Origin of the sequence: Paracoccus sp. S1E-3, assembly GCF_013868135.1 — a bacterium.
Lineage (GTDB): Bacteria > Pseudomonadota > Alphaproteobacteria > Rhodobacterales > Rhodobacteraceae > Paracoccus.
Genome location: NZ_JACEMU010000004.1, coordinates 868,565 through 889,067 on the forward strand (window position 1 = coordinate 868,565; position 20,503 = coordinate 889,067).

Consider the following 20,503-nt stretch of genomic DNA (forward strand, 5'->3'; position numbering starts at 1 on the left):
GATGACAGACGCGTCGGCCCATAATTCGATGCGGTCGGCGCGGCGCAATCTGGCGGTGCTGGTCATCGCCCAGGCGCTTCTGGGCGCGCAGATGTCGATGATCTTCATCATCGGCGGCCTGGTCGGCCAGTCGCTGGCCCCCAATCCCTGCCTGGCCACCCTGCCCCTGTCGATGATCGTGCTGGGATCGGCGCTGACCGCGCGGCCGCTGTCGGCCTTCATGCAGCGCTATGGGCGTCGCCCCGGCTTTCAGCTGGCCGTGCTGGCGGGGGCGTCGGGGGCCGGGATCTGCTTTCTCGGGATCGGTCTGGGAAGTTTTGTCTTGTTCATGGCCGGTTCGCTGCTGACCGGTATCTATATGGCCGCGCAGGGGTTTTACCGTTTTGCCGCCACCGATACCGCGCCGCCCGAATTTCAGGCCAAGGCGATTTCATGGGTCATGGCCGGCGGGCTTCTGTCGGCAATCATCGGGCCAGCCCTGGTGCGCACGACCGCAGGCGCGACCGCCATCCCGTTCATGGCCTCCTATCTGGCGATCGTCGGGCTGAACCTGATCGGGCTGTGGCTGTTCATGGCCCTTGATATCCCGAAGCCGCAAGCGACCGAGACACGGGCCTCGGCGCAGGACCGTCCCGCGGGCCGGATCCTGCGCGACCCTGTAATCGCGGTGGCAATGATCTGCGGAATGGTCAGCTATGCGCTGATGAATCTGGTGATGACCTCAACCCCCTTGGCCATGGTAGGCTGCGGGATGAGCAGCAATGACGCCGCCAATGTCGTCTCGGCTCATGTGCTGGCGATGTTCATTCCATCCTTCTTCACCGGCCATCTGATCGCACGTTTCGGCGCGCCGATGATCGTGGGATTGGGGCTGACGATCCTTGCCGCCTCGGGGGCCGTGGCGCTGAGCGGGGTCGCACTGGGACAATTCTTCGCGGCGCTGATCCTGCTGGGGATCGGCTGGAACTTCGGATTCATTGGTGCAACCGCCATGCTGACCCGCGCCAGCCCCCCCGAGGAACGCAGCCGGATACAGGGTCTGAACGATCTTGTGGTGTTTGGCGGGGTGTTTCTGGCGTCGCTGTCGTCAGGCGGCCTGATGAACTGCGCGGGCGTTGCCAATGCCGCCGCGGGGTGGAGCGCGGTCAATCTGGCGATGGTGCCGTTTCTGGTGCTGGCCGGCGGGGCGCTGATCTGGCTGGTGCTGCGCCCGAAGGAAGCCTGAGGACCCGAACATGGCCCGTTGCCAATGGGCGCCGGACCAGTGGCATCCGCTGGCAGGGCGATGGGATTTATCAGCCGGAAGATGCACGCATTTCCAGAATGTCATGGGCCAGTGCGACCGTCGACGGATCATGGCCGGGGGCGGGTTTTCCGTCCAGCAGGGGGGCCACCGTCAGGGCCAGTTCCTTGCCCAGCTCCACCCCCCATTGATCGAAGCTGTTGATCCCGAAGATCACCCCTTCGACGAAGACCCGGTGCTCATACAGTGCCACGATCTGACCCAGCGTGAAGGGGGTCAACTGGTCGATCAGCAGCGTGGTCGAGGGACGGTTGCCGGGGAAGACCCGGTGGCGAGCCTGACGTTCAAGCTCTTCTCCGGTCAGGCCCTTCTTCGCCATCATCTCGCGCGCGACATCGAGGCTGCGGCCGCGCATCAGCGCCCCGGACTGGGCGAGGCAGTTGGCCAGCAGCAGCTTGTGATGGTGATCCAGCGACGGTTCATGGCCGCGCGCGGCGGCGATGAATTCGCAGGGCACGATCTGCTTGCCCTGATGGATCAGCTGATAGAAGGCATGCTGGCCGTTGGTGCCCGGCTCGCCCCAGACCACGGGACCCGAGGGGCGCGGCAGGTCGTTGCCGTCGATGTCGACCCGCTTGCCGTTCGATTCCATCTCCAGTTGCTGAAGATAGGCGGGCAGGCGCGACAGGCGGTTGTCATAGGGCAGCACCGCGCGGGTGGGATAGCCGTTGACCTGATAGTGCCAGATCCCCACCAGCGCCAGCATCACCGGCATGTTCTGCGGCAGCGGCGCGGTGCGGAAATGCGCGTCCATGCTGGCGCCCCCGCGCAGGAAGTCGCGGAAATTCTCGGGTCCGATGGCGATCATCAGGGGCAGCCCGATCGGTCCCCAGACGGAATATCGCCCGCCGACCCAGTCCTCGAACCCGAAGACGCGGGCGCCGTCGATGCCCCAGGCGGCGGTCTTGTCGGTGGCCGAGGAGAGTGCGGCGAATTGCGTCGCCGGATCGGTGACCGAGGCCTTCATCCAATCCAGCGCGGTCTGCGCATTGGTCATCGTCTCGATGGTGGTGAAGGTTTTGGAGGCAACGATGACCAGCGTGGTTTCGGGGTTCAACCCGGCCAGCGTGTCGGAGATGTCGGCGCCGTCCACATTGGACACGAAATGCACACGCGGCCCGTCGTGATAGGGCGCCAGCGCAATCGTCGCCATCTTCGGACCCAGGTCCGAGCCGCCGATGCCGATATTGACCACATCGGTGATCTTGCCGCCCTGCCCCCTGAAACTGCCGTCGCGCACCGCATCGGCAAAGGCCGACATGCGGTCCAGCGTGCCCGCGACCTCGACGCTGACATCGGTGCCGTCGACCAGCAGCGGCGTGTCATAATTGCGCAGCGCCGTGTGCAGGACTGCGCGATCCTCGGTTTCATTGATGCGCTTGCCGGCGAACATGGCGTCGCGTTTTTCGGCGACATGCGCGGCCAGGTCCAGCAGCGCCTCGCGGCTGGTCTTGTCGATATTGGTCTTGGAATAGTCGAAGATCAGCCCATCGGCGCGGATGGTGAATTCCGGCACCCGGTTCGGATCGGCGTCGAACAGATCGGTGATGCGCCGCTCGCCCGAGGGACGGGTGGCATCGAGGCGGGTCCAGACAGGCGTGAGATCATTCGGCATAATGCACCACCGCATTGCGAAGGAAGGCTGAAATCGGGGCCAAAATCGGATCGGCCCCGGTGGCGGCTTCAAGGGCCGCGCGCTTTTGCGCCCCCTTGATCAGGATATGGATGTTCAGCGCCGATTGCAGCGCGGGCGCGGTCAGGGTGATGCGGGGTTCGCCCCCGCCCGTCGCCGCCATCACGGCGGGTGCATCGCTGGCCATTAGCGCCTCCAGCCCCGGCGCCTGCGGGAACAGGCTGGCGGTGTGCATGTCATCGCCCATGCCCAGCACCAGAACGGTGATCGGCAGATGCGGCCTGATCTGTTCGGACAGCGCCGGCGCGGCCCCTTCCGGCGTCGGATCGCCGGTATAAAGGTCCAGATAATTGGCCGCCGCGGCCGGTCCCACCAGCAGCGTCTTGCGCAGCATGGCCGAGTTGGAGCGCGGATTGTCCGCCGGCACCCAACGTTCGTCGTTCAGGAAGACGGTGACCTTTTCCCAGTCCAGCGGCAGCCCCGACAGCGCCCGGAACATCAGCGCGGGCGTCGAGCCGCCGGGCACGCACAGGCTGGTCGGGCGCTGCGCATCCAGATTTACCCGCAGCTCTCCGGCGATGCGGTCGGCCAGCGACAGCGCCATCAGCTCGGCATCGGGATAGGTGATGATCTCGGCGCTCATGCCCGGATCTCCCGCCAGCGGCGATTGTCGCGATGCATCAGCCGCAGCGCTTCTTCGGGACCGGAGGAGCCGGGGTCGTAGGGTTCGGGCCGGGCCTTCCCGGCCTCCCAGGATTTGATGATCGGATCGGCCCAGGCCCAGGCGGCCTCGACCTCGTCCCCGCGCATGAACAGGGTCTGGTTGCCCCGGATCACGTCCATGATGAGGCGTTCGTAAGCGTCGGGCATATCGGCGCCTTCGGGGCCGACGGCATCGGCGAAGGACATATCCAGCGGCACCTGCATCAGACGCATGCCGCCGGGGCCGGGTTCCTTGATCATCACGGTCAGGACCATGCCTTCGTCGGGTTGCAGCTTGATGACAAGCTGGTTCGCCTTCTGGCTGCTTTCGTCAAAGATCGAATGCGGCGGTTCCTTGAAGGTGATGACGATTTCGCTGGTGCGCGCGCGCATCTTCTTGCCGGTGCGCAGATAGAATGGCGTGCCCTGCCAGCGCCAGTTCGAGATCTTCACCTTCAGCGCGACGAAGCTTTCGGTGCGGCTGTCGGGGTTTTCGGCATCCTGAAGATAGCTGGGGTCGTCGCCATCGGCCTGATACTGGCCGCGCACGATTTCTGTTTCAGATACCGGCTCCAACGCGCGGATAACCTTCAGTTTTTCGTCGCGGACGGCGTTGGGGTCGAAGTGATAGGGCGGCTCCATCGCGATCAGGCACAGAAGCTGCATCATGTGGTTCTGGACCATGTCGCGCATCGCGCCCGACTGGTCGTAATAGCCGCCGCGACCGCCGACGCCTACGGTTTCGGCCACGGTGATCTGGACGTGATCGACGTATTGGGCGTTCCACAGGGGCTCGAACAGGATATTGGCGAAGCGCACCGCCATCAGGTTCTGGACGGTTTCCTTGCCCAGATAGTGATCGATGCGGTAGATCTGCTTTTCAGCGAAATGCCGCGCAAGCACGTCGTTCAGCGCGCGCGCCGATTCCAGATCGCGGCCAAAGGGTTTTTCCACAACAATGCGGCTGTCGCCATCAGCGATACCGTAATCCGACAGCCGTTGCGCCAGATCCCCGAACAGCGACGGCGCGACCGAGAAATAGAACGCCCGCACCACGCCGGGCCGCATGATCTCTTTCAGTTTTTCCCAGCCGCCGGTGCCCTTGGCGTCGATGGCGACATAGTGCAACCGGTCCAGAAACGCAGCCAGTTGTGAGGTGTCGATGCCGGGTGCGAATTCGTCAATGGCGGCGCGGGTTTCGTCGCGAAACTGCTGGTCTGTCAGGTCCGATCTGGCGGCGCCGATGATCCGTGCCGAAGGCGGCATCTGCCCCGCCAGAAAGCGACGATACAGACCCGGAAAGATCTTGCGCCGGGCCAGATCGCCGGTCGCGCCGAAAATCACCAGGTCGAAATCGTCAACGGGAATGACACGCACCACCATGGGCACCTCCTGAGAATTCGCAACGTGACTAACCGATGTTAGCGGTATCAGCAAGTCCGATGGCTGTGCCGGAACGGTGCACGAGCCGGGCTTAACGTGCAAGGGCCCGCGCCAATCGCGGCAGGCGCGCACGCTTCATCAGTGCGCGGAAATCCATCTGGCCGCCAAGTGCCAGGGCCTTGGCATGGGCGGCATGGGCGGCCCTGGCCACCGGATCGGGGTCATGTGCCCACAGATCGGTCAGGAACGCATCGGGATGGACGGCATGCAATCCGACCGCCGCCAGCGCCGGGCGGGGAAAATCGCGCAGGTTGACGGTGACGATGATGCGGGCGCCGCCGTTCAGCGCCGCCTCGATCACATGGGCGTCGTCAGGGTCTGGCAGGTTCAGCCCGGCACTGCGGGTGCCGGTTTCGCTGGTGACTGCCGCGGGGAAGCGTTCGGTCAGCAGGGCGATTTCGGCGCTGGCGATACTGCCCAAATCCTCGCCTTGCCGGGCGGCGGCGCGGCGCCATTCTTCCAGAATGCGCGCCGACCAGAGCGGACGGAACAGCCCGGCGTGTGCGACATCGGCCAGGATCTCGCGCAGGACCGTCGGGAACAGCACATTCGCGTCCAGAACGGCCGCATCCGGGCCGGTCATCAGCCGTCCAGCCGGAAGAACAGCGCCTTGAGATAGCCGGTCTCGGCCAGTTGCGGCAGTGTCGGATGGTCGGGGCCGGCCTGCCCGGTATGGATCAGCTGCCCACGTCGGCCGCCGCGCCCGATACCGCGCGCCGACGCATTGCGGAAGCTGGTCAGATCGGCCGCATGGCTGCACGAGCACAGCCCCAGATAGCCGCCGGGCGCGACCAGCGGCGCGGCCAGCTTGGCCACCCGCTCATAGGCGCGCAGGCCCGCCTCGAGCGCTTGCTTGCTCGGCGCGAAGGCGGGCGGGTCACAGATCACCACGTCGAACTGCGCCCCCTCGGCGGCGAGCGCCTCCAGCGCCGCGAAGGCATCCTCGCGCCGGGTGTCCAGGCGGTCGGCATTGCCCATCGCCTCGGCCCCTTTGCGCGCCAGCGCAAGCGCCGGTTCGGACCCGTCGATGCAGGTGACATGATCCGCCCCCGCCGCCAGCATTGCCATGCCGAAGCCCCCGACATGGCTGAACACATCCAGCACCCGGCCGCCGTCGACCAGCCGCTGCGCGAAGGCGTGATTCGGCCGCTGGTCATAGAACAGCCCGGTTTTCTGGCCGCCCATGACATCGGCCATATAGAGGGCGCCGTTCATCGGCACCTCGATCGGGGCGGCCGGGGCGGCGCCCGCGATCACCTCGGTCCGCTCGTCCAGCCCCTCGAGATTGCGCGCCCGGCCCTGCCCGTTCAGCACCACCGTAGTCACGCCGGTCACATCCTGCAGCGCCTGCGCGATCTGCGGCGCCATGGTGTCGGACCACGCCGCGTTGGGCTGGATCACCGCGGTTTCGCCAAACCGGTCGACGATCAGGCCGGGTAGCCCATCGGCCTCGGCATGGACCAGCCGGTAGAACGGCGCATCATAAAGACGCTCGCGCATCGCCAGCGCGCGGGTCAGTCGGGCACGCAGCCAGTCAAGGTCGATCTGCGCCTCGGGATCGGCATCCATCACCCGCCCGATGATCTTGGAATTCGGATTGACCGTCACCAACGCCAGCGGCTTACGCTCGGGGTCTTCCAACACCGCGAAGCTACCCGGCTGGATCGCACGGGTACGACGGTCGGTCACCACCTCATCGGCGAAGACCCACGGAAAGCCGTGGCGGATCGCCTGTGGCTTTGTCTTGGGACGCAGGCGGATTACGGGCAAACTCGTCATGGGGTATCCTTTCACTCGCGTCCGATGTGGCACGCCCCCGCCCCCACGACAAGAGCCCAAGCCCCGTTGCGCCGTTACCGCTAACAGTGTATACCGGGTTCATCCCGATATCAGGAGGCCAGCCATGACCCTGCACGCCGCCATCGACCGCGTGACCGACCGTATCCGCCAACGATCGCTTTACAGCCGCGCGGCCTATCTGGAACGCATCGCCAAAGCGGCCGAGGACGGTCCGCGCCGGGCCCATCTTTCCTGTGGGAATCAGGCGCATGCCTATGCCGCCATGCCCGAGAAAGAGGAACTCGCCCATGGCCGCAAGCCTAATATCGGCATCGTCACCGCCTATAACGACATGCTTTCGGCCCATCAGCCCTACGAACGCTATCCGGGACTGATTCGCGAATATGCGGCCCGACACGGCGCCACCGCACAGGTCGCGGGCGGTGTGCCCGCCATGTGCGACGGCGTCACCCAAGGCCGCGCCGGGATGGAACTGTCGCTGTTTTCCCGCGACGTGATCGCGCTGGCGGCCGGCGTGGCGATGTCGCATGACACCTTCGATTCGGCGCTGTATCTGGGCGTCTGCGACAAGATCGTGCCGGGTCTGGTCATCGCGGCGGCAACCTTCGGCCATGTTCCTTCGGTCTTCGTGCCGGCAGGGCCGATGCCCTCCGGCCTGCCCAATGACGAAAAGTCCCGGGTCCGCCAGCAATTCGCCGCGGGCGAGATCGGCCGCGACAAGCTGATGGCGGCCGAGATGGCCTCCTATCATGCGCCGGGGACCTGCACCTTCTACGGCACCGCGAACACCAACCAGATGCTGATGGAATTCATGGGGCTGCACCTGCCAGGCGCCAGCTTCGTGAACCCCAATACCGAGATGCGCGACGCGCTGACCGGGGCCGCAGTCGAACGCGTCGCCGCGATCACCCGGCTGGGCAACGACTTCCTGCCGGTGGGCGACGTTCTGGACGAACGCGCCTTCGTCAACGGCATCGTCGGGCTGATGGCGACCGGCGGCTCGACCAACCTTGTGCTGCACCTGCCCGCGATGGCGCGGGCGGCGGGTGTGCTGATCGATATCGAGGATTTCAGCGATATCTCCGATGCCGTGCCGCTGATGGCGCGGGTCTATCCGAACGGGCTGGCCGATGTGAACCATTTCCACGCCGCAGGCGGCCTCGGCTACATGATCCGCCACCTGTTGGAAGCCGGCCTGCTGCATCAGGACGTCCGCACTATCGCCGGCGGCGGGTTGGAGCGGTACATCACCGAACCCAAGCTGCGCGACGGCCGCATCCAATGGGAAGACGGCCCCCGCGAATCGCTGAACGAGAAGATCGTGCGCCCGGCCTCGGACCCCTTTGCGAAGACCGGCGGTCTGAAGCAGTTGCAGGGCAATCTGGGCCGCGGTGTCATCAAGGCGAGTGCCGTCGCACCCGAGCGGCACATCATCGAGGCCCCGGCCCGTGTCTTCAGCGATCAGGAGCAGGTGAAGGCCGCCTTCAAGGCGGGCGAATTCACCAGTGACACCGTGGTCGTCGTCCGCTTTCAGGGGCCGCGCGCCAATGGCATGCCGGAACTGCATTCGCTGACGCCCGTCCTCGCCGTGCTGCAGGATCGCGGGCTGCGGGTGGCGCTGGTGACCGATGGGCGGATGTCGGGCGCGTCGGGCAAGGTGCCCGCCGCGATCCATCTGGCGCCCGAGGCCGCCAATGCCGGACCGCTGGCCCGCGTCAGGGATGGCGACCTGATCCGGCTGGATGCGGTCAACGGCACCATCGACTGTCTGGCCGCGGATTTCGACGATCGCGACCCGGTCAGCATCGACCTGACGCCCAACCATTTCGGCATGGGCCGCGAGATGTTCGGCCTGTTCCGCGCCGCCGCAGGCGACGCCACCGAAGGCGCTTGCAGCATCGTCTGAGCAGGAGGTTGCAGCCGGGGAGTCCCAAGCCCGACGGCAGCTGGCACTAGAAACGGCATTGCCCTCGCTGATTACGGTAAGGGCAATGGGTCTGTGAGCCGGGGGGGTATACGAGGCAAATCAGATGCTAACTGTGCGGGCTCAACGGCAGCTTCCGTCGAATGAATCCGCTTAGAGCGTAACAACAAGATAGTTGGCCATCGCTCAATAATCGGCTACTCAGGCGCTGACCCATACCAAACGGCGAGATTGCAGTGATCACAGCAAAAGAAGCAGTGGCAAAGGCTTTTGAATATTTCGATGACCTTATGTCAGCACATGGAACCCAAAGCCATAAACTTCTGGAAGAGGTGACTTTAGACCACGATGGCTGGAAAATCACCATAGGCTTTGATGCCGGTCGTTACAAAACAACTCAACCTTCTAGCATACTTACTTCAGGTTTCCATGAGAAACCCAAAGAGCCACTTCGAGAATACCGGACGATTGTGATAAACCAGAATAATGGAGATTTTATTGAGATGCTGCGCTCAAATTGAAATCAATCATCCTTGACGCCAACCTACTTGTTGTTTGGATCGTAGGCGCTTGCGACATAAGCAAGTTAGGTACGTTCAAGCGAGCAAAAGCCTACACGGCTGAAGATTTTCATTGGATCGAAAGTCACATCACCGATCCGAAGCGCCTCGCCACAATTCCGAACATCGTGACTGAGGCAGGGAATCTTCTTCTTGATGACAATGGAGATAAAATTTCTGGAGTTAGGGAGTTGCTTGGCCAATTTATGAAAATGGCGCGGGAGGCTTACATCTCCAGTCCGCAAATAGCAGATTCCGAAAACTATATGCGACTTGGAGTGACAGACAGCGCAATCATAGAACTATGCGCCACCATGGATGTCAAAGTTCTAACGGCAGATCACAAATTATATGGGCAACTTCACTCGCTCGGATACGAGGCTCATAACATCTGGCACCACAAGACGCCCAAGTAGCTAAGTATTGCCGCCGCGACCCATCTGTTTACCGGAAAAAATTCTGCGCCGATTCTCTGATGACGTGCCTAGCGAATGCTGCATGACAGTGAGCCTTTCCCGTGAATATCCGATGAGGGCCGACACTTTCACCGAGAATGGCGGAAATACACGCTTCGCCCCAGTTCAGGAAATCCGCGGCACTCGGTAGTTTGGGCCCAAACCTGATACAGCCCGCTTGGTTGACGGTCTTCGGGGTTAGCCAATACCGCGCGCGCTGACCCTATCCGCCGCGGTCAGTTCACCCGCTCAACCGCCATTGCCGTCGCCTCACCGCCACCGATGCACAGGGACGCCACGCCGCGCTGCATCCCATACCGTTCCAGCGCCGCCAGCAGCGTCACCAGCACCCGCGCCCCTGAAGCGCCGATCGGATGGCCAAGTGCGCAGGCGCCGCCATGCACGTTCACCTTCTCATGCGGCAGGTTCAGGTCGCGCATGGCAGCCATGGTGACGACGGCGAAGGCTTCGTTGATCTCGAACAGGTCGACATCGGCCAGATCCCAGCCGGTGCGCGCGGCCAGCTTCTTCATCGCACCCACCGGAGCGGTCGGGAAATCGCTGGGCTTGCCGGCAAACGTCGCATGGCCCGCAATCACCGCGCGCGGCGTCAGGCCCAGCTTCTCGGCCTGGCTCAGCCGCATCAGCACCAGGGCCGCCGCCCCGTCCGAGATGGAGGAGCTGTTGGCCGCCGTCACCGTCCCGTCCTTGCGGAAGGCCGGACGCAGGCTGGCGATCTTGACCGGGTCGGCCTTTCCGGGCTGTTCGTCGATCTCGACCAGCACATCCCCCTTGCGTCGCGCGACGGTCACCGGGGCGATCTCGGCCGCGAAGGCGCCGCTCGCGATGGCCTGCTGCGCGCGGGTCAGCGAGGCGATGGCGAAGGCGTCCTGTTCCTCGCGGGTGAAGCCGTAGGCTTGCGCGCAATCCTCGGCGAAGGTGCCCATCAGGCGACCCTTGTCATAGGCGTCCTCCAGCCCGTCGAGGAACATGTGGTCCATGACCTGCCCATGCCCCATGCGCATCCCGCCGCGCGCTTTCGGCAGCAGGTAAGGCGCGTTGGACATGCTCTCCATGCCGCCCGCCACCGCCACATCGGCGCTGCCCGCAAGAATCAGGTCATGGGCGAACATCGCCGCCTTCATCCCCGAGCCGCACATCTTGTTGATGGTCGTGGCGCCCGCGCCCAACGGCAACCCGGCGCCCAGCCCGGCCTGCCGCGCGGGCGCCTGCCCCTGACCTGCGGGCAGCACGCAGCCCATGACGATTTCCTCGACGAGCTCCGGGGCCACGCCACTGCGGGCGATGGCGGCACGGATGGCGGCCGCCCCCAGTTCGGGGGCGGTGACATCGGCGAAATCGCCCTGAAAGCCGCCCATCGGCGTGCGGGCGGCGTCGACGATGACGATGGGGTCACGGGTATCGGGCATGGTTTCCTCCCTAGAAACGCGGCCAGCACGGGGGCGGGCGTCAGACGGCCCCCGTCGGGGGACCGAAACGATCGATCATGCGGACGCGGATCATGTCCCGCGTCTCGCGGTATTTCTGCAGCACGGCCTCGCGGCCCTCGGCCAGGCCCGTCGGGTCCATGACCGGCCAGTATTCGATATCCAGATGGGCGTGGCGCGTCAGTTCCATTGCCTGCCGCTGCGAGGCAGGCGACAGCGCCACCACCAGATCGAAACTGCCAAGGTCGTCGCCCCAGCTCTGCATTTCCTCGAAACTGCGCGAGCGGTGGCGCGACAGTTCGATCCCCCATTCCTGGCAGACCGCGACCGCGAAACCGTCGATTTCCAGATCGTTCTTCACCCCCGCCGATTGCACATAAGCGGCGTGGCCGTAGAACTTCTTCATCATCCCCTCGGCCATGGGCGAGCGGACGGCATTGTGGTCGCAGCAGAACAGGATGGAATGGGGGATCTGCCCTGCCATGTCAGCTCTGCGGGATCAGGGCGCAGATCAGCGTGAACAGCCGGCGCGCGGTATGGCTGTCGACTTCGGCCTTGCCCTCCAGCCTTTCCTGAAGCGTGCGCGCCCCCTCGTTGTGAATGCCGCGCCGGGCCATGTCGATCGCCTCGATCTGGGCGGGGGCGAGGGTTTTTACCGCGTCGTAATAGCTGGCGCAGATCTGGAAGTAGTCCTTCACCACCTGCCGGAACGGTCCCAGCGACAAATGGAATTCGCCCACCTTCTCGTCCGCCTCGGTCGAGATGTCGAAGACCAGCCGGCCATCGCGGATCGCCAGCAGCAGCGCATAGGGACCGGCGGGGGCGGGCTGGCCGCCGCGGCCCGGCAGGTCGAAACTGTTCTCCTCCAGCAGGTCATAGATTGCGACCTTGCGTTCCTGAATGACCACCGCCGAGGCCGGCGGGATGGCGCTGTCGTCGATCTTGATGCGGGAAATCCTGTTCGCGTTCATGTCCCGCTCCTGTCATTCAAGGCCGCCAGCCGGGCCGAGACCGAGCGGCCATGCGCCTGCAGCCCTTCCGATTCCGCCAGCCGGACCGCCGCCGGCCCGATGGCGGCCAGTGCCTGCGGCGTCAGCCGGGCCATTGTGGTGCGCTTCAGGAAGTCCATCACCGAAAGCCCCGATGAAAACCGCGCCGAGCGCGCCGTCGGCAACACATGGTTCGGGCCGCTGACATAATCGCCCACCGCTTCGGGCGTGAAGGCGCCAAGGAAGATCGCGCCCGCGTGACGGGTCTTTGCTGCCAGCGCCTCGGGATCGGCCACGCACAATTCCAGATGCTCGGGCGCGATGCGATCCGACAGCGCCGCGGCCTCGTCCAGATCACCGGTGACGATGATGGTGCCGTAGTCGCGCCAGCTGGCCCCGGCGATCTCCGCGCGCGGCAGCGTCGGGATCAGCGCCTCGACCGAGGCGGCGACCGCGCGGGCCATGGCCGGATCGGGGGTGATGAGGATCGACTGGGCGTCGGCATCATGTTCAGCCTGCGCCATCAGGTCCAGCGCCAGCCAGTCGGGGTTCTGGTCGGCATCGGCAATGATCAGCACCTCGGACGGCCCGGCGATCATGTCGATGCCGACACGGCCGAAGACCTGCCGCTTGGCAGCCGCGACATAGGCGTTGCCCGGCCCGGTGATCTTGTCGACCGGCGCAATCGTGTCGGTGCCATAGGCCAGCGCGGCCACCGCCTGCGCGCCGCCGATGCGATAGATCTCGTCCACCCCGGCCAGTTCGCAGGCCAGCAGGACCAGCGGATTGACCTCGCCGCGCGGGGTGGGCACGCAGACCACCAGCCGGCTGACGCCCGCCACACGGGCCGGGATCGCATTCATCAGCACCGAAGACGGATAGCTGGCCTGTCCCCCCGGCACATACAGGCCCGCCGCCGCCACCGGCCCCCAGCGCCAGCCCAGCATGGCCCCCGCCGCATCGGTCCAGCTTTCATGCTGCGGCATCTGGCGCGCATGATAGGCGCGGATCCGTTCAGCGGCGAGTTCCAGCGCCGCGCGGTCCTCGGCCGGGACCTTGGCGATCTGTTCGGCGATTTCCGCTGGGGAGAAGCGCAGCCTGTCCGGGGTCAGCGGCAACTGGTCGAAACGGCTGGTATAGTCGATCACCGCCGCATCGCCGCGTGCGCGCACATCGGCGATGATGGCGGCCACGGTGTCGGATACGTCGGTCGAATCCTCACGCTTGGCGGACAGCATCCGGGTGAAGGCGGCTTCGAAATCGGCGGCGGCGGTGGTCAGTTCGACGGGCATGGACAGCTCCTTCTGCGAAGACTGTCTAACGGGGGGCGGCGGGACGCTCAAGCACGCAAAGCGGATGGGCGGGGCACCCGCAGGGCCCGCAGTCGCTGGCGCAGGGGCGGGCGCAGCATCCGGCGCATCTCGATCTCCCACAGGCCGCGCTCGTTCAACATCGGCGCGGCGCCGGTGGGGATGAAGCCCGCGCGGGCATAAAGCGCCTGCGCGCGGGCATTGGCCTGCCCGACATGCAGGCCCAGCCGGGTCATGCCCGCAGAGGCGGCGCGTGCGATCAGCCGGTCGAAGATCGCATCGCCCAACCCCTGCCCGCGCGCCTCGGGGCGGACATAGACCGACATCACCCAGCCGAGATCGGGTTCGGCGGGCGAGATGCCCGGCTCCCAGCTGGCGACGGCCTGGGGGGTGCCGGGGGCCGGCCCTGCCGCCCAGACCTCGCATCCTGCGAGACGGGCAGCGAAATCCTCCAGCGGGCGACCGTCCCAGTCGTCAATGCTGGATCCGAAAGCCTCGGGCGCGAGGCGCAGCGCCTCAAGCCGGATGGCGCGCCATTCCGCGGCCCGGTCCGGTGTCAGCTGCCACAGCCGGAAGGGCCGTTCGGTCATGCGTCGTCATGCGTCGGCATGTGACCCGAAATCGCCGCATAAGGCCGGGTCACGTCGCGCAGGTCGATCGAGATCGCTTCGGCGTCGATCTGGATGGTGCCGTCGCCGGCAAAATCCAGTTGCAGCCGGCCAGTGCCATCGGTGCCCGGTTCCCAGATCATGGCCAGCAGCGACAGGACCTCGTCGCTGTCGCCACGGTCGATACCGTCGCTGCGGATGCCGGTAATGTCGGACACCACCAGCAGCGCGCGCACCCGTTCGAACTCGCGCCCCTCGCGCTGCGCGGCATCGACATCCTCCCAGCGGAAGCGGTTGATGAGCATGGCCAGCTGGCGACGCTTGCGGTCGAAGGTCACATCGGCGCCGGTCAGCACCGCGTCCTGCACCAGCATGGACAGGACCGCCACATCCTCCGGCCCTTCGGCGCGCAGCATCAGGGGCCCCTGATCGGCGTCGTGAAAGCTGGCGTCACTCATCGGGATGAGCCTCCTTGATGCGTTTCAGGTTCGCGCCGACGCCGCGCAGCTTGCGCACGACGCGTTCATAGCCGCGATCGAGGTGATAGACCCGGCTGACCACGGTTTCGCCTTCCGCCGCCAGCCCGGCGAGAATCAGGCTGATCGAGGCGCGCAGATCAGTCGCCATCACCGGCGCGCCGCGCAGCTTGTCGACGCCGTGGACGGTGGCATGACCGCCATGCACGTCGATCCGCGCGCCCATGCGGGCCAGTTCGGGGGCGTGCATGAAGCGGTTCTCGAAAATCTTTTCCTCAAGGACCGAGGTGCCTTCCGCCGTGCACATCAGCGCCATCATCTGTGCCTGCAGATCGGTCGGGAAGCCGGGGAAAGGTTCGGTCACCACATCGACGGCGCGGACGCGGCCGGTCTTGTGGCTGGTCTTGATGCCGCGTTCGGTCTGGGTCACGGACACGCCGGCCTCGTCCAGCTTGGCCGCGAAGGCCTCCAGCAGGTCCAGACGACCGCCCAGACATTCGATCTCGCCGCCGCAGATGGCGGGCAGCAGCATATAGGTGCCCAGCTCGATCCGGTCGGTGACGACGGGATGGGTGGCGCCGTGCAGCGTATCGACGCCCTGAATGGTGATGGTGCCGGTGGCCTCGCCCTCGATCTGGGCGCCCATGCGGCGCAGGCACTCGGCCAGATCGACGATTTCCGGCTCGCGCGCGGCGTTTTTCAGGACCGTGGTGCCGCGGGCCAGCGTCGCCGCCATCAGCGCGTTCTCCGTCGCCCCGACCGAGACCAGCGGAAAGTCGATCATCGCGCCGCGCAGGCCGCCTGCGGGGGCCTTGGCATGGACATAGCCGTCGCGCAGGTCCAGTTCCGCCCCCATCGCCTCGAAGGCTTTCAGGTGCAGGTCGACGGGGCGGGCGCCGATCGCGCAGCCGCCGGGAAGCGAGACCGCCGCCTCGCCGAACCGCGCCAGCAGCGGCCCCAGCACCAGGATCGAGGCGCGCATCTTGCGCACGATCTCGTATTCCGCGCGCTGGCTGGTCAGGTCATGGCTGGACATGGCCAACACCTGGCCGTCCTGCATCGACACCACCTCGGCACCCAGCGATTGCAGCAGGTCGGTCATGGTGGTGATGTCCGACAGCCGTGGCGCATTGGTCAGCGTCAGCGGCTGGTCGGTCAGCAGCGTCGCCGGCATCAGCGTCAGGCAGGCATTCTTGGCCCCGGTGATCGGGATCTCGCCATAAAGCGCGCCCCCGCCCTGCACGATGATCTGATCCATTATTCCTCGCTTTCCGGGGCGCTGTCCTGCGCGGGCGCGCCCTCTTGCTGCTCATCCTGATCGGCGCGCGCGCGTGCCTGCGCCTTGCGCCGGGCCAGATTGGCCCTCAGCGCCGCGCCGAGCCGATCTTCGCGGCCGGCAGCGGTCTTGCCATCGGGTTTGCGGGTCTTGTTCATTGGGTTCTGTTAGCGCTTTGCCCGGACAAGGTCTAGCGCCGGGTCAACTGACGCAGCAGCCCGTGCAGTACCTGCACATCCGCCCTGGTCAGCGCCATGCGCGACCACAGGTTGCGCAGGTTCAGCTTCATCGGCGGGGCCTTTTCGGGCGGGAAGAAATAACCGGCCTCGTCCAGCTTCGCCTCATAATGATCGGCCAGCTTCTCGATCTCGATCCGGTCGGCGGCGACCTCGCCCGCCGGGCGCCGCCCGGTCGGCATGGGCTGCGCGGGCAGACGGCCCTGCGCCCATTCATAGCCCAGCAGAAGCACCGCCTGCCCCAGATTGAGCGATGGAAATTCCGGGTTCACCGGCACTGTCAGGATCGCATTGGCCCGCGCGATATCGTCGTTTTCCAGCCCCGCGCGTTCCGGCCCGAAGATGAAGGCGACACGGCCGCCTGCCGCGATTTCCTCGCGCGCTTGGGTGGTCGCGGTGGCGGGGGTGAAGACCGGCTTGGTCAGTTCGCGGCCCCGCGCGGTGGTGGCCAAGGCATAGGTGACCCCCTCCATCGCCTCGGCCAGCGTCGGGAAGACCCGCGCCCGGTCCAGCACCTGCGCGGCGGCCCCCGAGGCCATGGCGACGGCGCGCGGATTGGGCCAGCCGTCGCGCGGATCGACCAGCCGCATCTCGGTCAGGCCGAAATTCAGCATGGCGCGGGCGGCGGCGCCGATATTCTCGCCCATCTGCGGGCGGGTCAGGATGATGACGGGTTGGGGCGCGTTGTCAGACATGGCGCGGCTGTTATCGCCCGGCAGGCCATCCCGCAAGCGAAACTCTGGCGTGGTGGGGCTTGCGCTGCTATTGCATTCGCAAACTAAGGAAATCGCCATGACCGACCAGCCCGATGCGCCAAGCGCCCCCCAGCTTTACCTGATCGCCCCGGTCGGGGCCGACCCGGATGCCTTCGGCCCGCGCCTGGCCGAGGTGCTGGAACGCTATCAGGTCGCCTGCGTGCGCATCCCCGGCGCGGGCGACGAGGCCCGCCTTGGCCGTATGGCGGATGTGGTGCGCGACATCGCCCATGCCCATGACGTCGCCGTGGTCATCGAGGATCACATCCAGATCGCGCAGAACCATGGACTCGACGGCGTGCATCTGACCACCGGGGCCAAGCAGGTCCGCTATGCCCGTCGCGAGCTGGGCGATGACGCCATCGTCGGCGCATTCAGCGCCGCCTCGCGCCATGACGGGATGAGCGCGGCCGAGGCCGGTGCCGATTATGTCAGCTTCGGCCCCGTCGGTCCCACCGGTCTGGGCACCGGCGAGGAGGCGCCCATGGACATCTTCGCCTGGTGGTCCGAGATGATCGAGGTGCCGGTCGTCGCCGAGGGCGGCCTCGATGCGGTGCTGATCGGCAAGCTGGCCCCGATCACCGATTTCTTCGCCATCGGCCCCGAGATCTGGGCCAAGGACGATCCGATGGACGCCCTGTCCCATCTCTGGCGTCAGGACAAATAGCCAACAAAAAAGGGGCCTTGAAGCCCCTTCTTCATGTTGTTTCCAGCTGTGTCTCAGCCCACCCTGGTCTGGCGGCTGGGTTCCGAGACACGGCGCGCGCGCAGTTCCTCGGCGACCAGGAAGGCCAGCTCCAGTGACTGGCTGGCGTTCAGGCGCGGGTCGCAGGCGGTGTGGTAGCGGTCCGACAGATCCTCGTCCGTCACCGCGCGCACGCCGCCGGTGCATTCGGTCACGTCCTTGCCGGTCATCTCGAAATGCACGCCGCCGGGGATGGTACCCTCGGCCTTGTGGATGGCGAAGAACTCGCGCACTTCGCGCAGCACCGATTCGAAGGGCCGGGTCTTGTAGCCCGAGGCCGACTTGATGGTGTTGCCGTGCATCGGATCGCAGGACCAGACGACATTGGCACCTTCCTCCTGCACCGCCTTGATGAGGCGCGGCAGGTGATCGCCCACCGTCCCCGCGCCGAAGCGCGCGATCAGCGTCAGCCGGCCCGCCTCGTTGGCCGGGTTCAGCTTTGCCATCAGCACCTTCAGATCCTCGGCCGTGGTCGACGGCCCGGTCTTCAGCCCGATCGGATTCTGCACGCCGCGGGCGAATTCCACATGGGCGCCGTCCGGCTGCCGCGTGCGGTCGCCGATCCAGATCATGTGGCCAGACCCCGCCACCGGCAGGCCGGTTGTCGAATCGGTGCGCGCCAGCGCTTCTTCATATTCCAGCAGCAGCGCCTCGTGGCTGGTGTAGAACTCCACCTGCCCCAGCTCGTGCGACGTGGCCGAACTCACCCCCGCCGCCTGCATGAAGGCCATCGCATCGCTGATCCGGTCGGCGATGTCGCGATAGCGCTGCGCCTCGGGACCCGAGGTGAAATCGGCGATCCAGCTTTGCACGCGGTGAATATCGGCGTAACCACCGGTCGAAAACGCCCGCAGCAGGTTCAGCGATGCTGCGGCCTGGGTGTAGGCCGACAGCATCCGCTGGGGATCGGGAACGCGCGCCTCGGCGGTGAAGTCGAAGCCGTTGACGATGTCGCCGCGATAGCTGGGCAGTTCCACCCCGCTGACGGTTTCGGTGGGCGCGCTGCGCGGCTTGGCGAATTGCCCGGCCATGCGCCCGACCTTCACCACCGGAAGCTGGGCGCCCCAGGTCAGCACCACCGCCATCTGCAGCATCACCTTGAAGGTGTCGCGGATGTTGTCGGCGCTGAATTCGGCAAAGCTCTCGGCGCAGTCGCCGCCCTGCAGCAGGAAGGCACGGCCCGCCGCCACATCGGCCAGATGGGCGCGCAGACGGCGCGCCTCGCCCGCGAAGACCAGCGGCGGATATTTGGCCAGTTGCGCCTCGACCGCATTCAGCGCGGCGGTATCGGGATAATCCGGCATCTGGATGCGCGGATAGGCGCGCCAGCCAGCCTTTTCCCAGTTGCGGGGGGCGGCGGGGGTCGTGCGCTGATCCTGCGTCATGGCGAGGCTCTCCTGAGTGTTTCGAGCATCTATATAGGCCGCAAGCCGCTCAAGCGAAAGCCCGGCCGTTCGGCGACCTGACCCGCCCCGGACCCAGGCCCGACCCGCCCCAGACGTATACGACAAGCGACTTTACTTTTGACGGGCTGCTTCGCTAACCTCATCCTCATCAACAAGACCAACAGGGGAAATAACAATATGAAACGTCTGCTTCTCGCTTCTGCCGCCACCGCGCTTCTCGCCGGGGCCGCGGGCGCCGAAGACGTGAAACTGGGCCTGCACCTGGGCTTCACCGGTCCGCTCGAATCGATGGCGCCGAACATGGCCGCCGGGGCCGAACTGGCCGCCAAGGAAGTCAGCGATTCCGGCAAGTTGCTGGATGGTTCGAAGGTCGTGACCTCGCGTTCGGACACCACCTGCACCGACGCCGCAGCCGCGGTTGCCGCAGCGGAACGTCAGGTCGCCGACGGCGTCAAGGCGATGGTCGGCGGGCAGTGCTCGGGCGAAACCATCGCGACGCTGGAAAAGGTGGCGATTCCGAACGGCGTGCTGATGATCTCGCCTTCGGCCACCTCGCCGGCGCTGACCAGCATCGAAGATCAGGGCCTGTTCTTCCGCGCCGCGCCGTCGGATGCGCGTCAGGGCGAAGTCATCGCCGACCTTGCCAAGGCGCAGGGAATCGAATCGATGGCCATCACCTACACCAACAACGACTACGGCAAGGGTCTGGCCGACAGCATCAAGAGCAACTTCGAAAAGCTCGGCGGCAAGGTGACCATCATCGCCGCCCATGACGACGGCAAGGCCGACTATTCGGCCGAGGTCGCCGCACTGGCCGCGGCCGGCGGCGATGCGCTGGCGGTTGTGGGCTATGTCGACCAGGGCGGCTCGGGCGTGACCCAGGGCGCGCTGGATACCGGCGCCTTCACCAAGTTCATCTTCCCCGACGGGATGATCAACGCCACCCTCCCCGACCGTTTCGGCGCCTCCATTGACGGCATGCTGGGGATCAACCCGGCTGCCGAAGGCGATGGCCGCACCAAGTTCGAGGAACTGACCAAGGCGCAGGGCTTCGACGGGTCCTCGGCCTATGCCGCCGAATCCTATGACGCCGCCGCCCTGATCCTGCTGGCCATGCAGGCGGCCAAATCGACCGATCCGGCCGCCGTCAAGGAGAAGGTGATGGAAGTCGCCAACGCGCCGGGCGAGCAGATCCTGCCGGGCGAACTGGCCAAGGGGCTGGAGCTGCTGGCCGCGGGTCAGGACATCGACTATGTCGGCGCCTCCTCGGTGGAGTTTGTGGAGCCGGGCGAAAGCGCCGGGTCCTTCCGCGAAACCACCATCAAGGACGGCAAGCTGGAAGTCGTGGGCTACCACTGATTTCCCGACATCAAAGCGGGCCCGGCGCTGCATGCGCCGGGCCTTTTTGTAAGAACTCCATGCCAAAACCGACCG

At 65.9% G+C, this 20,503-nt stretch carries 21 protein-coding genes; 6 read left to right on the top strand and 15 right to left on the bottom strand.

What is annotated here, in order from left to right:
• The first annotated feature begins 1 nt into the window (after position 1).
• On the top strand, positions 2-1,225 hold the full coding sequence (locus H1S04_RS04290; RefSeq protein ID WP_181744295.1) for an MFS transporter: 1,224 nt from the start codon (positions 2-4) through the stop codon (positions 1,223-1,225).
• A gap of 70 nt (positions 1,226-1,295) precedes the next feature.
• Here the strand turns inward: H1S04_RS04290 and pgi are convergent, their stop codons facing one another.
• From pgi to H1S04_RS04315, 5 genes are all read right to left on the bottom strand, one after another.
• Entirely contained in the window at positions 1,296-2,918 is a 1,623-nt protein-coding gene (pgi, locus tag H1S04_RS04295) for a glucose-6-phosphate isomerase (protein WP_181744296.1), read from the bottom strand.
• Positions 2,908-3,579, bottom strand: a complete 672-nt coding sequence (pgl, locus tag H1S04_RS04300) for a 6-phosphogluconolactonase (RefSeq protein ID WP_181744297.1) — start codon at positions 3,577-3,579, stop codon at positions 2,908-2,910. Before pgl ends, pgi begins: the two co-directional genes overlap by 11 nt.
• Positions 3,576-5,021 (bottom strand): glucose-6-phosphate dehydrogenase, encoded by a 1,446-nt coding sequence (gene zwf, locus H1S04_RS04305; protein ID WP_181744298.1) that lies wholly within the window; start codon positions 5,019-5,021, stop codon positions 3,576-3,578. Before zwf ends, pgl begins: the two co-directional genes overlap by 4 nt.
• A 91-nt stretch (positions 5,022-5,112) precedes the next feature.
• Positions 5,113-5,664 (bottom strand): RSP_2648 family PIN domain-containing protein, encoded by a 552-nt coding sequence (locus tag H1S04_RS04310; RefSeq protein WP_181744299.1) that lies wholly within the window; start codon positions 5,662-5,664, stop codon positions 5,113-5,115.
• Positions 5,664-6,860, bottom strand: coding sequence for an RSP_2647 family RNA methyltransferase (locus H1S04_RS04315; RefSeq protein WP_181744300.1), 1,197 nt, complete (start codon positions 6,858-6,860; stop codon positions 5,664-5,666). The genes H1S04_RS04310 and H1S04_RS04315 overlap by 1 nt, the downstream gene beginning before the upstream one ends.
• A 124-nt stretch (positions 6,861-6,984) precedes the next feature.
• On the opposite strand from H1S04_RS04315, the gene edd reads away from it, so the two are divergent.
• The 3 genes from edd (at position 6,985) to H1S04_RS04330 (ending at position 9,781) form a co-directional block, all read left to right on the top strand.
• A complete protein-coding gene (edd, locus tag H1S04_RS04320) occupies positions 6,985-8,787 on the top strand; it encodes a phosphogluconate dehydratase (RefSeq protein WP_181744301.1) in 1,803 nt (600 codons plus the stop codon).
• Between the two features lie 254 nt (positions 8,788-9,041).
• A complete protein-coding gene (locus tag H1S04_RS04325) occupies positions 9,042-9,326 on the top strand; it encodes a hypothetical protein (RefSeq protein WP_181744302.1) in 285 nt (94 codons plus the stop codon).
• Positions 9,323-9,781, top strand: a complete 459-nt coding sequence (locus tag H1S04_RS04330; protein ID WP_181744303.1) for a hypothetical protein — start codon at positions 9,323-9,325, stop codon at positions 9,779-9,781. The genes H1S04_RS04325 and H1S04_RS04330 overlap by 4 nt, the downstream gene beginning before the upstream one ends.
• Before the next feature lie 275 nt (positions 9,782-10,056).
• Here the strand turns inward: H1S04_RS04330 and H1S04_RS04335 are convergent, their stop codons facing one another.
• From H1S04_RS04335 to H1S04_RS04375, 9 genes are read right to left on the bottom strand one after another with little or no spacing between them, the layout of a single operon-like run.
• On the bottom strand, positions 10,057-11,250 hold the full coding sequence (locus tag H1S04_RS04335) for an acetyl-CoA C-acetyltransferase (protein ID WP_181744304.1): 1,194 nt from the start codon (positions 11,248-11,250) through the stop codon (positions 10,057-10,059).
• Between the two features lie 40 nt (positions 11,251-11,290).
• The gene (locus tag H1S04_RS04340; RefSeq protein ID WP_181744305.1) at positions 11,291-11,752 is read right to left on the bottom strand and encodes a low molecular weight phosphatase family protein; all 462 of its coding nucleotides are present in this window, start codon (positions 11,750-11,752) and stop codon (positions 11,291-11,293) included.
• 1 nt (position 11,753) lies between these two features.
• Positions 11,754-12,239 carry a UPF0262 family protein gene (locus tag H1S04_RS04345; RefSeq protein WP_181744306.1) on the bottom strand — a complete coding sequence of 162 codons (486 nt, stop codon included), beginning with the start codon at positions 12,237-12,239 and terminating at the stop codon, positions 11,754-11,756.
• Positions 12,236-13,549, bottom strand: coding sequence for a histidinol dehydrogenase (gene hisD / locus H1S04_RS04350; protein WP_181744307.1), 1,314 nt, complete (start codon positions 13,547-13,549; stop codon positions 12,236-12,238). The genes H1S04_RS04345 and hisD overlap by 4 nt, the downstream gene beginning before the upstream one ends.
• Before the next feature lie 47 nt (positions 13,550-13,596).
• Positions 13,597-14,157, bottom strand: a complete 561-nt coding sequence (locus H1S04_RS04355) for an N-acetyltransferase (RefSeq protein ID WP_181744308.1) — start codon at positions 14,155-14,157, stop codon at positions 13,597-13,599.
• Positions 14,154-14,633 carry a DUF2948 family protein gene (locus H1S04_RS04360; RefSeq protein WP_181744309.1) on the bottom strand — a complete coding sequence of 160 codons (480 nt, stop codon included), beginning with the start codon at positions 14,631-14,633 and terminating at the stop codon, positions 14,154-14,156. The genes H1S04_RS04355 and H1S04_RS04360 overlap by 4 nt, the downstream gene beginning before the upstream one ends.
• Entirely contained in the window at positions 14,626-15,909 is a 1,284-nt protein-coding gene (gene murA / locus H1S04_RS04365; protein ID WP_181744310.1) for a UDP-N-acetylglucosamine 1-carboxyvinyltransferase, read from the bottom strand. The genes H1S04_RS04360 and murA overlap by 8 nt, the downstream gene beginning before the upstream one ends.
• A complete protein-coding gene (locus tag H1S04_RS04370) occupies positions 15,909-16,085 on the bottom strand; it encodes a hypothetical protein (protein WP_181744311.1) in 177 nt (58 codons plus the stop codon). Before H1S04_RS04370 ends, murA begins: the two co-directional genes overlap by 1 nt.
• Before the next feature lie 32 nt (positions 16,086-16,117).
• Positions 16,118-16,858 carry an RNA methyltransferase gene (locus H1S04_RS04375; protein ID WP_181744312.1) on the bottom strand — a complete coding sequence of 247 codons (741 nt, stop codon included), beginning with the start codon at positions 16,856-16,858 and terminating at the stop codon, positions 16,118-16,120.
• A gap of 97 nt (positions 16,859-16,955) precedes the next feature.
• Between H1S04_RS04375 and H1S04_RS04380 the strand changes: the two genes are divergently transcribed.
• Positions 16,956-17,585, top strand: a complete 630-nt coding sequence (locus H1S04_RS04380) for a thiamine phosphate synthase (protein WP_181744313.1) — start codon at positions 16,956-16,958, stop codon at positions 17,583-17,585.
• Positions 17,586-17,638: 53 nt separating this feature from the next.
• Here the strand turns inward: H1S04_RS04380 and H1S04_RS04385 are convergent, their stop codons facing one another.
• Positions 17,639-19,048, bottom strand: coding sequence for a class II 3-deoxy-7-phosphoheptulonate synthase (locus tag H1S04_RS04385; RefSeq protein WP_181744314.1), 1,410 nt, complete (start codon positions 19,046-19,048; stop codon positions 17,639-17,641).
• 198 nt (positions 19,049-19,246) lie between these two features.
• Here H1S04_RS04385 and H1S04_RS04390 point away from each other — a divergent pair, with 198 nt between their 5' ends.
• Positions 19,247-20,428 (top strand): ABC transporter substrate-binding protein, encoded by a 1,182-nt coding sequence (locus H1S04_RS04390; protein ID WP_181744315.1) that lies wholly within the window; start codon positions 19,247-19,249, stop codon positions 20,426-20,428.
• The last annotated feature ends 75 nt before the right edge of the window (positions 20,429-20,503 follow it).

Coding starts and splice junctions, on each gene's coding strand:
- H1S04_RS04375 (WP_181744312.1), bottom strand. CDS start 16,858: ATGTCTGACAACGCGCCCCAACCCGTCATCATCCTGACCCGCCCGCAG.
- zwf (WP_181744298.1), bottom strand. CDS start 5,021: ATGGTGGTGCGTGTCATTCCCGTTGACGATTTCGACCTGGTGATTTTC.
- H1S04_RS04380 (WP_181744313.1), top strand. CDS start 16,956: ATGACCGACCAGCCCGATGCGCCAAGCGCCCCCCAGCTTTACCTGATC.
- H1S04_RS04385 (WP_181744314.1), bottom strand. CDS start 19,048: ATGACGCAGGATCAGCGCACGACCCCCGCCGCCCCCCGCAACTGGGAA.
- H1S04_RS04355 (WP_181744308.1), bottom strand. CDS start 14,157: ATGACCGAACGGCCCTTCCGGCTGTGGCAGCTGACACCGGACCGGGCC.
- edd (WP_181744301.1), top strand. CDS start 6,985: ATGACCCTGCACGCCGCCATCGACCGCGTGACCGACCGTATCCGCCAA.
- H1S04_RS04345 (WP_181744306.1), bottom strand. CDS start 12,239: ATGAACGCGAACAGGATTTCCCGCATCAAGATCGACGACAGCGCCATC.
- hisD (WP_181744307.1), bottom strand. CDS start 13,549: ATGCCCGTCGAACTGACCACCGCCGCCGCCGATTTCGAAGCCGCCTTC.
- murA (WP_181744310.1), bottom strand. CDS start 15,909: ATGGATCAGATCATCGTGCAGGGCGGGGGCGCGCTTTATGGCGAGATC.
- H1S04_RS04360 (WP_181744309.1), bottom strand. CDS start 14,633: ATGAGTGACGCCAGCTTTCACGACGCCGATCAGGGGCCCCTGATGCTG.
- H1S04_RS04335 (WP_181744304.1), bottom strand. CDS start 11,250: ATGCCCGATACCCGTGACCCCATCGTCATCGTCGACGCCGCCCGCACG.
- H1S04_RS04315 (WP_181744300.1), bottom strand. CDS start 6,860: ATGACGAGTTTGCCCGTAATCCGCCTGCGTCCCAAGACAAAGCCACAG.
- H1S04_RS04310 (WP_181744299.1), bottom strand. CDS start 5,664: ATGACCGGCCCGGATGCGGCCGTTCTGGACGCGAATGTGCTGTTCCCG.
- H1S04_RS04340 (WP_181744305.1), bottom strand. CDS start 11,752: ATGGCAGGGCAGATCCCCCATTCCATCCTGTTCTGCTGCGACCACAAT.
- H1S04_RS04290 (WP_181744295.1), top strand. CDS start 2: ATGACAGACGCGTCGGCCCATAATTCGATGCGGTCGGCGCGGCGCAAT.
- H1S04_RS04390 (WP_181744315.1), top strand. CDS start 19,247: ATGAAACGTCTGCTTCTCGCTTCTGCCGCCACCGCGCTTCTCGCCGGG.
- pgi (WP_181744296.1), bottom strand. CDS start 2,918: ATGCCGAATGATCTCACGCCTGTCTGGACCCGCCTCGATGCCACCCGT.
- H1S04_RS04370 (WP_181744311.1), bottom strand. CDS start 16,085: ATGAACAAGACCCGCAAACCCGATGGCAAGACCGCTGCCGGCCGCGAA.
- pgl (WP_181744297.1), bottom strand. CDS start 3,579: ATGAGCGCCGAGATCATCACCTATCCCGATGCCGAGCTGATGGCGCTG.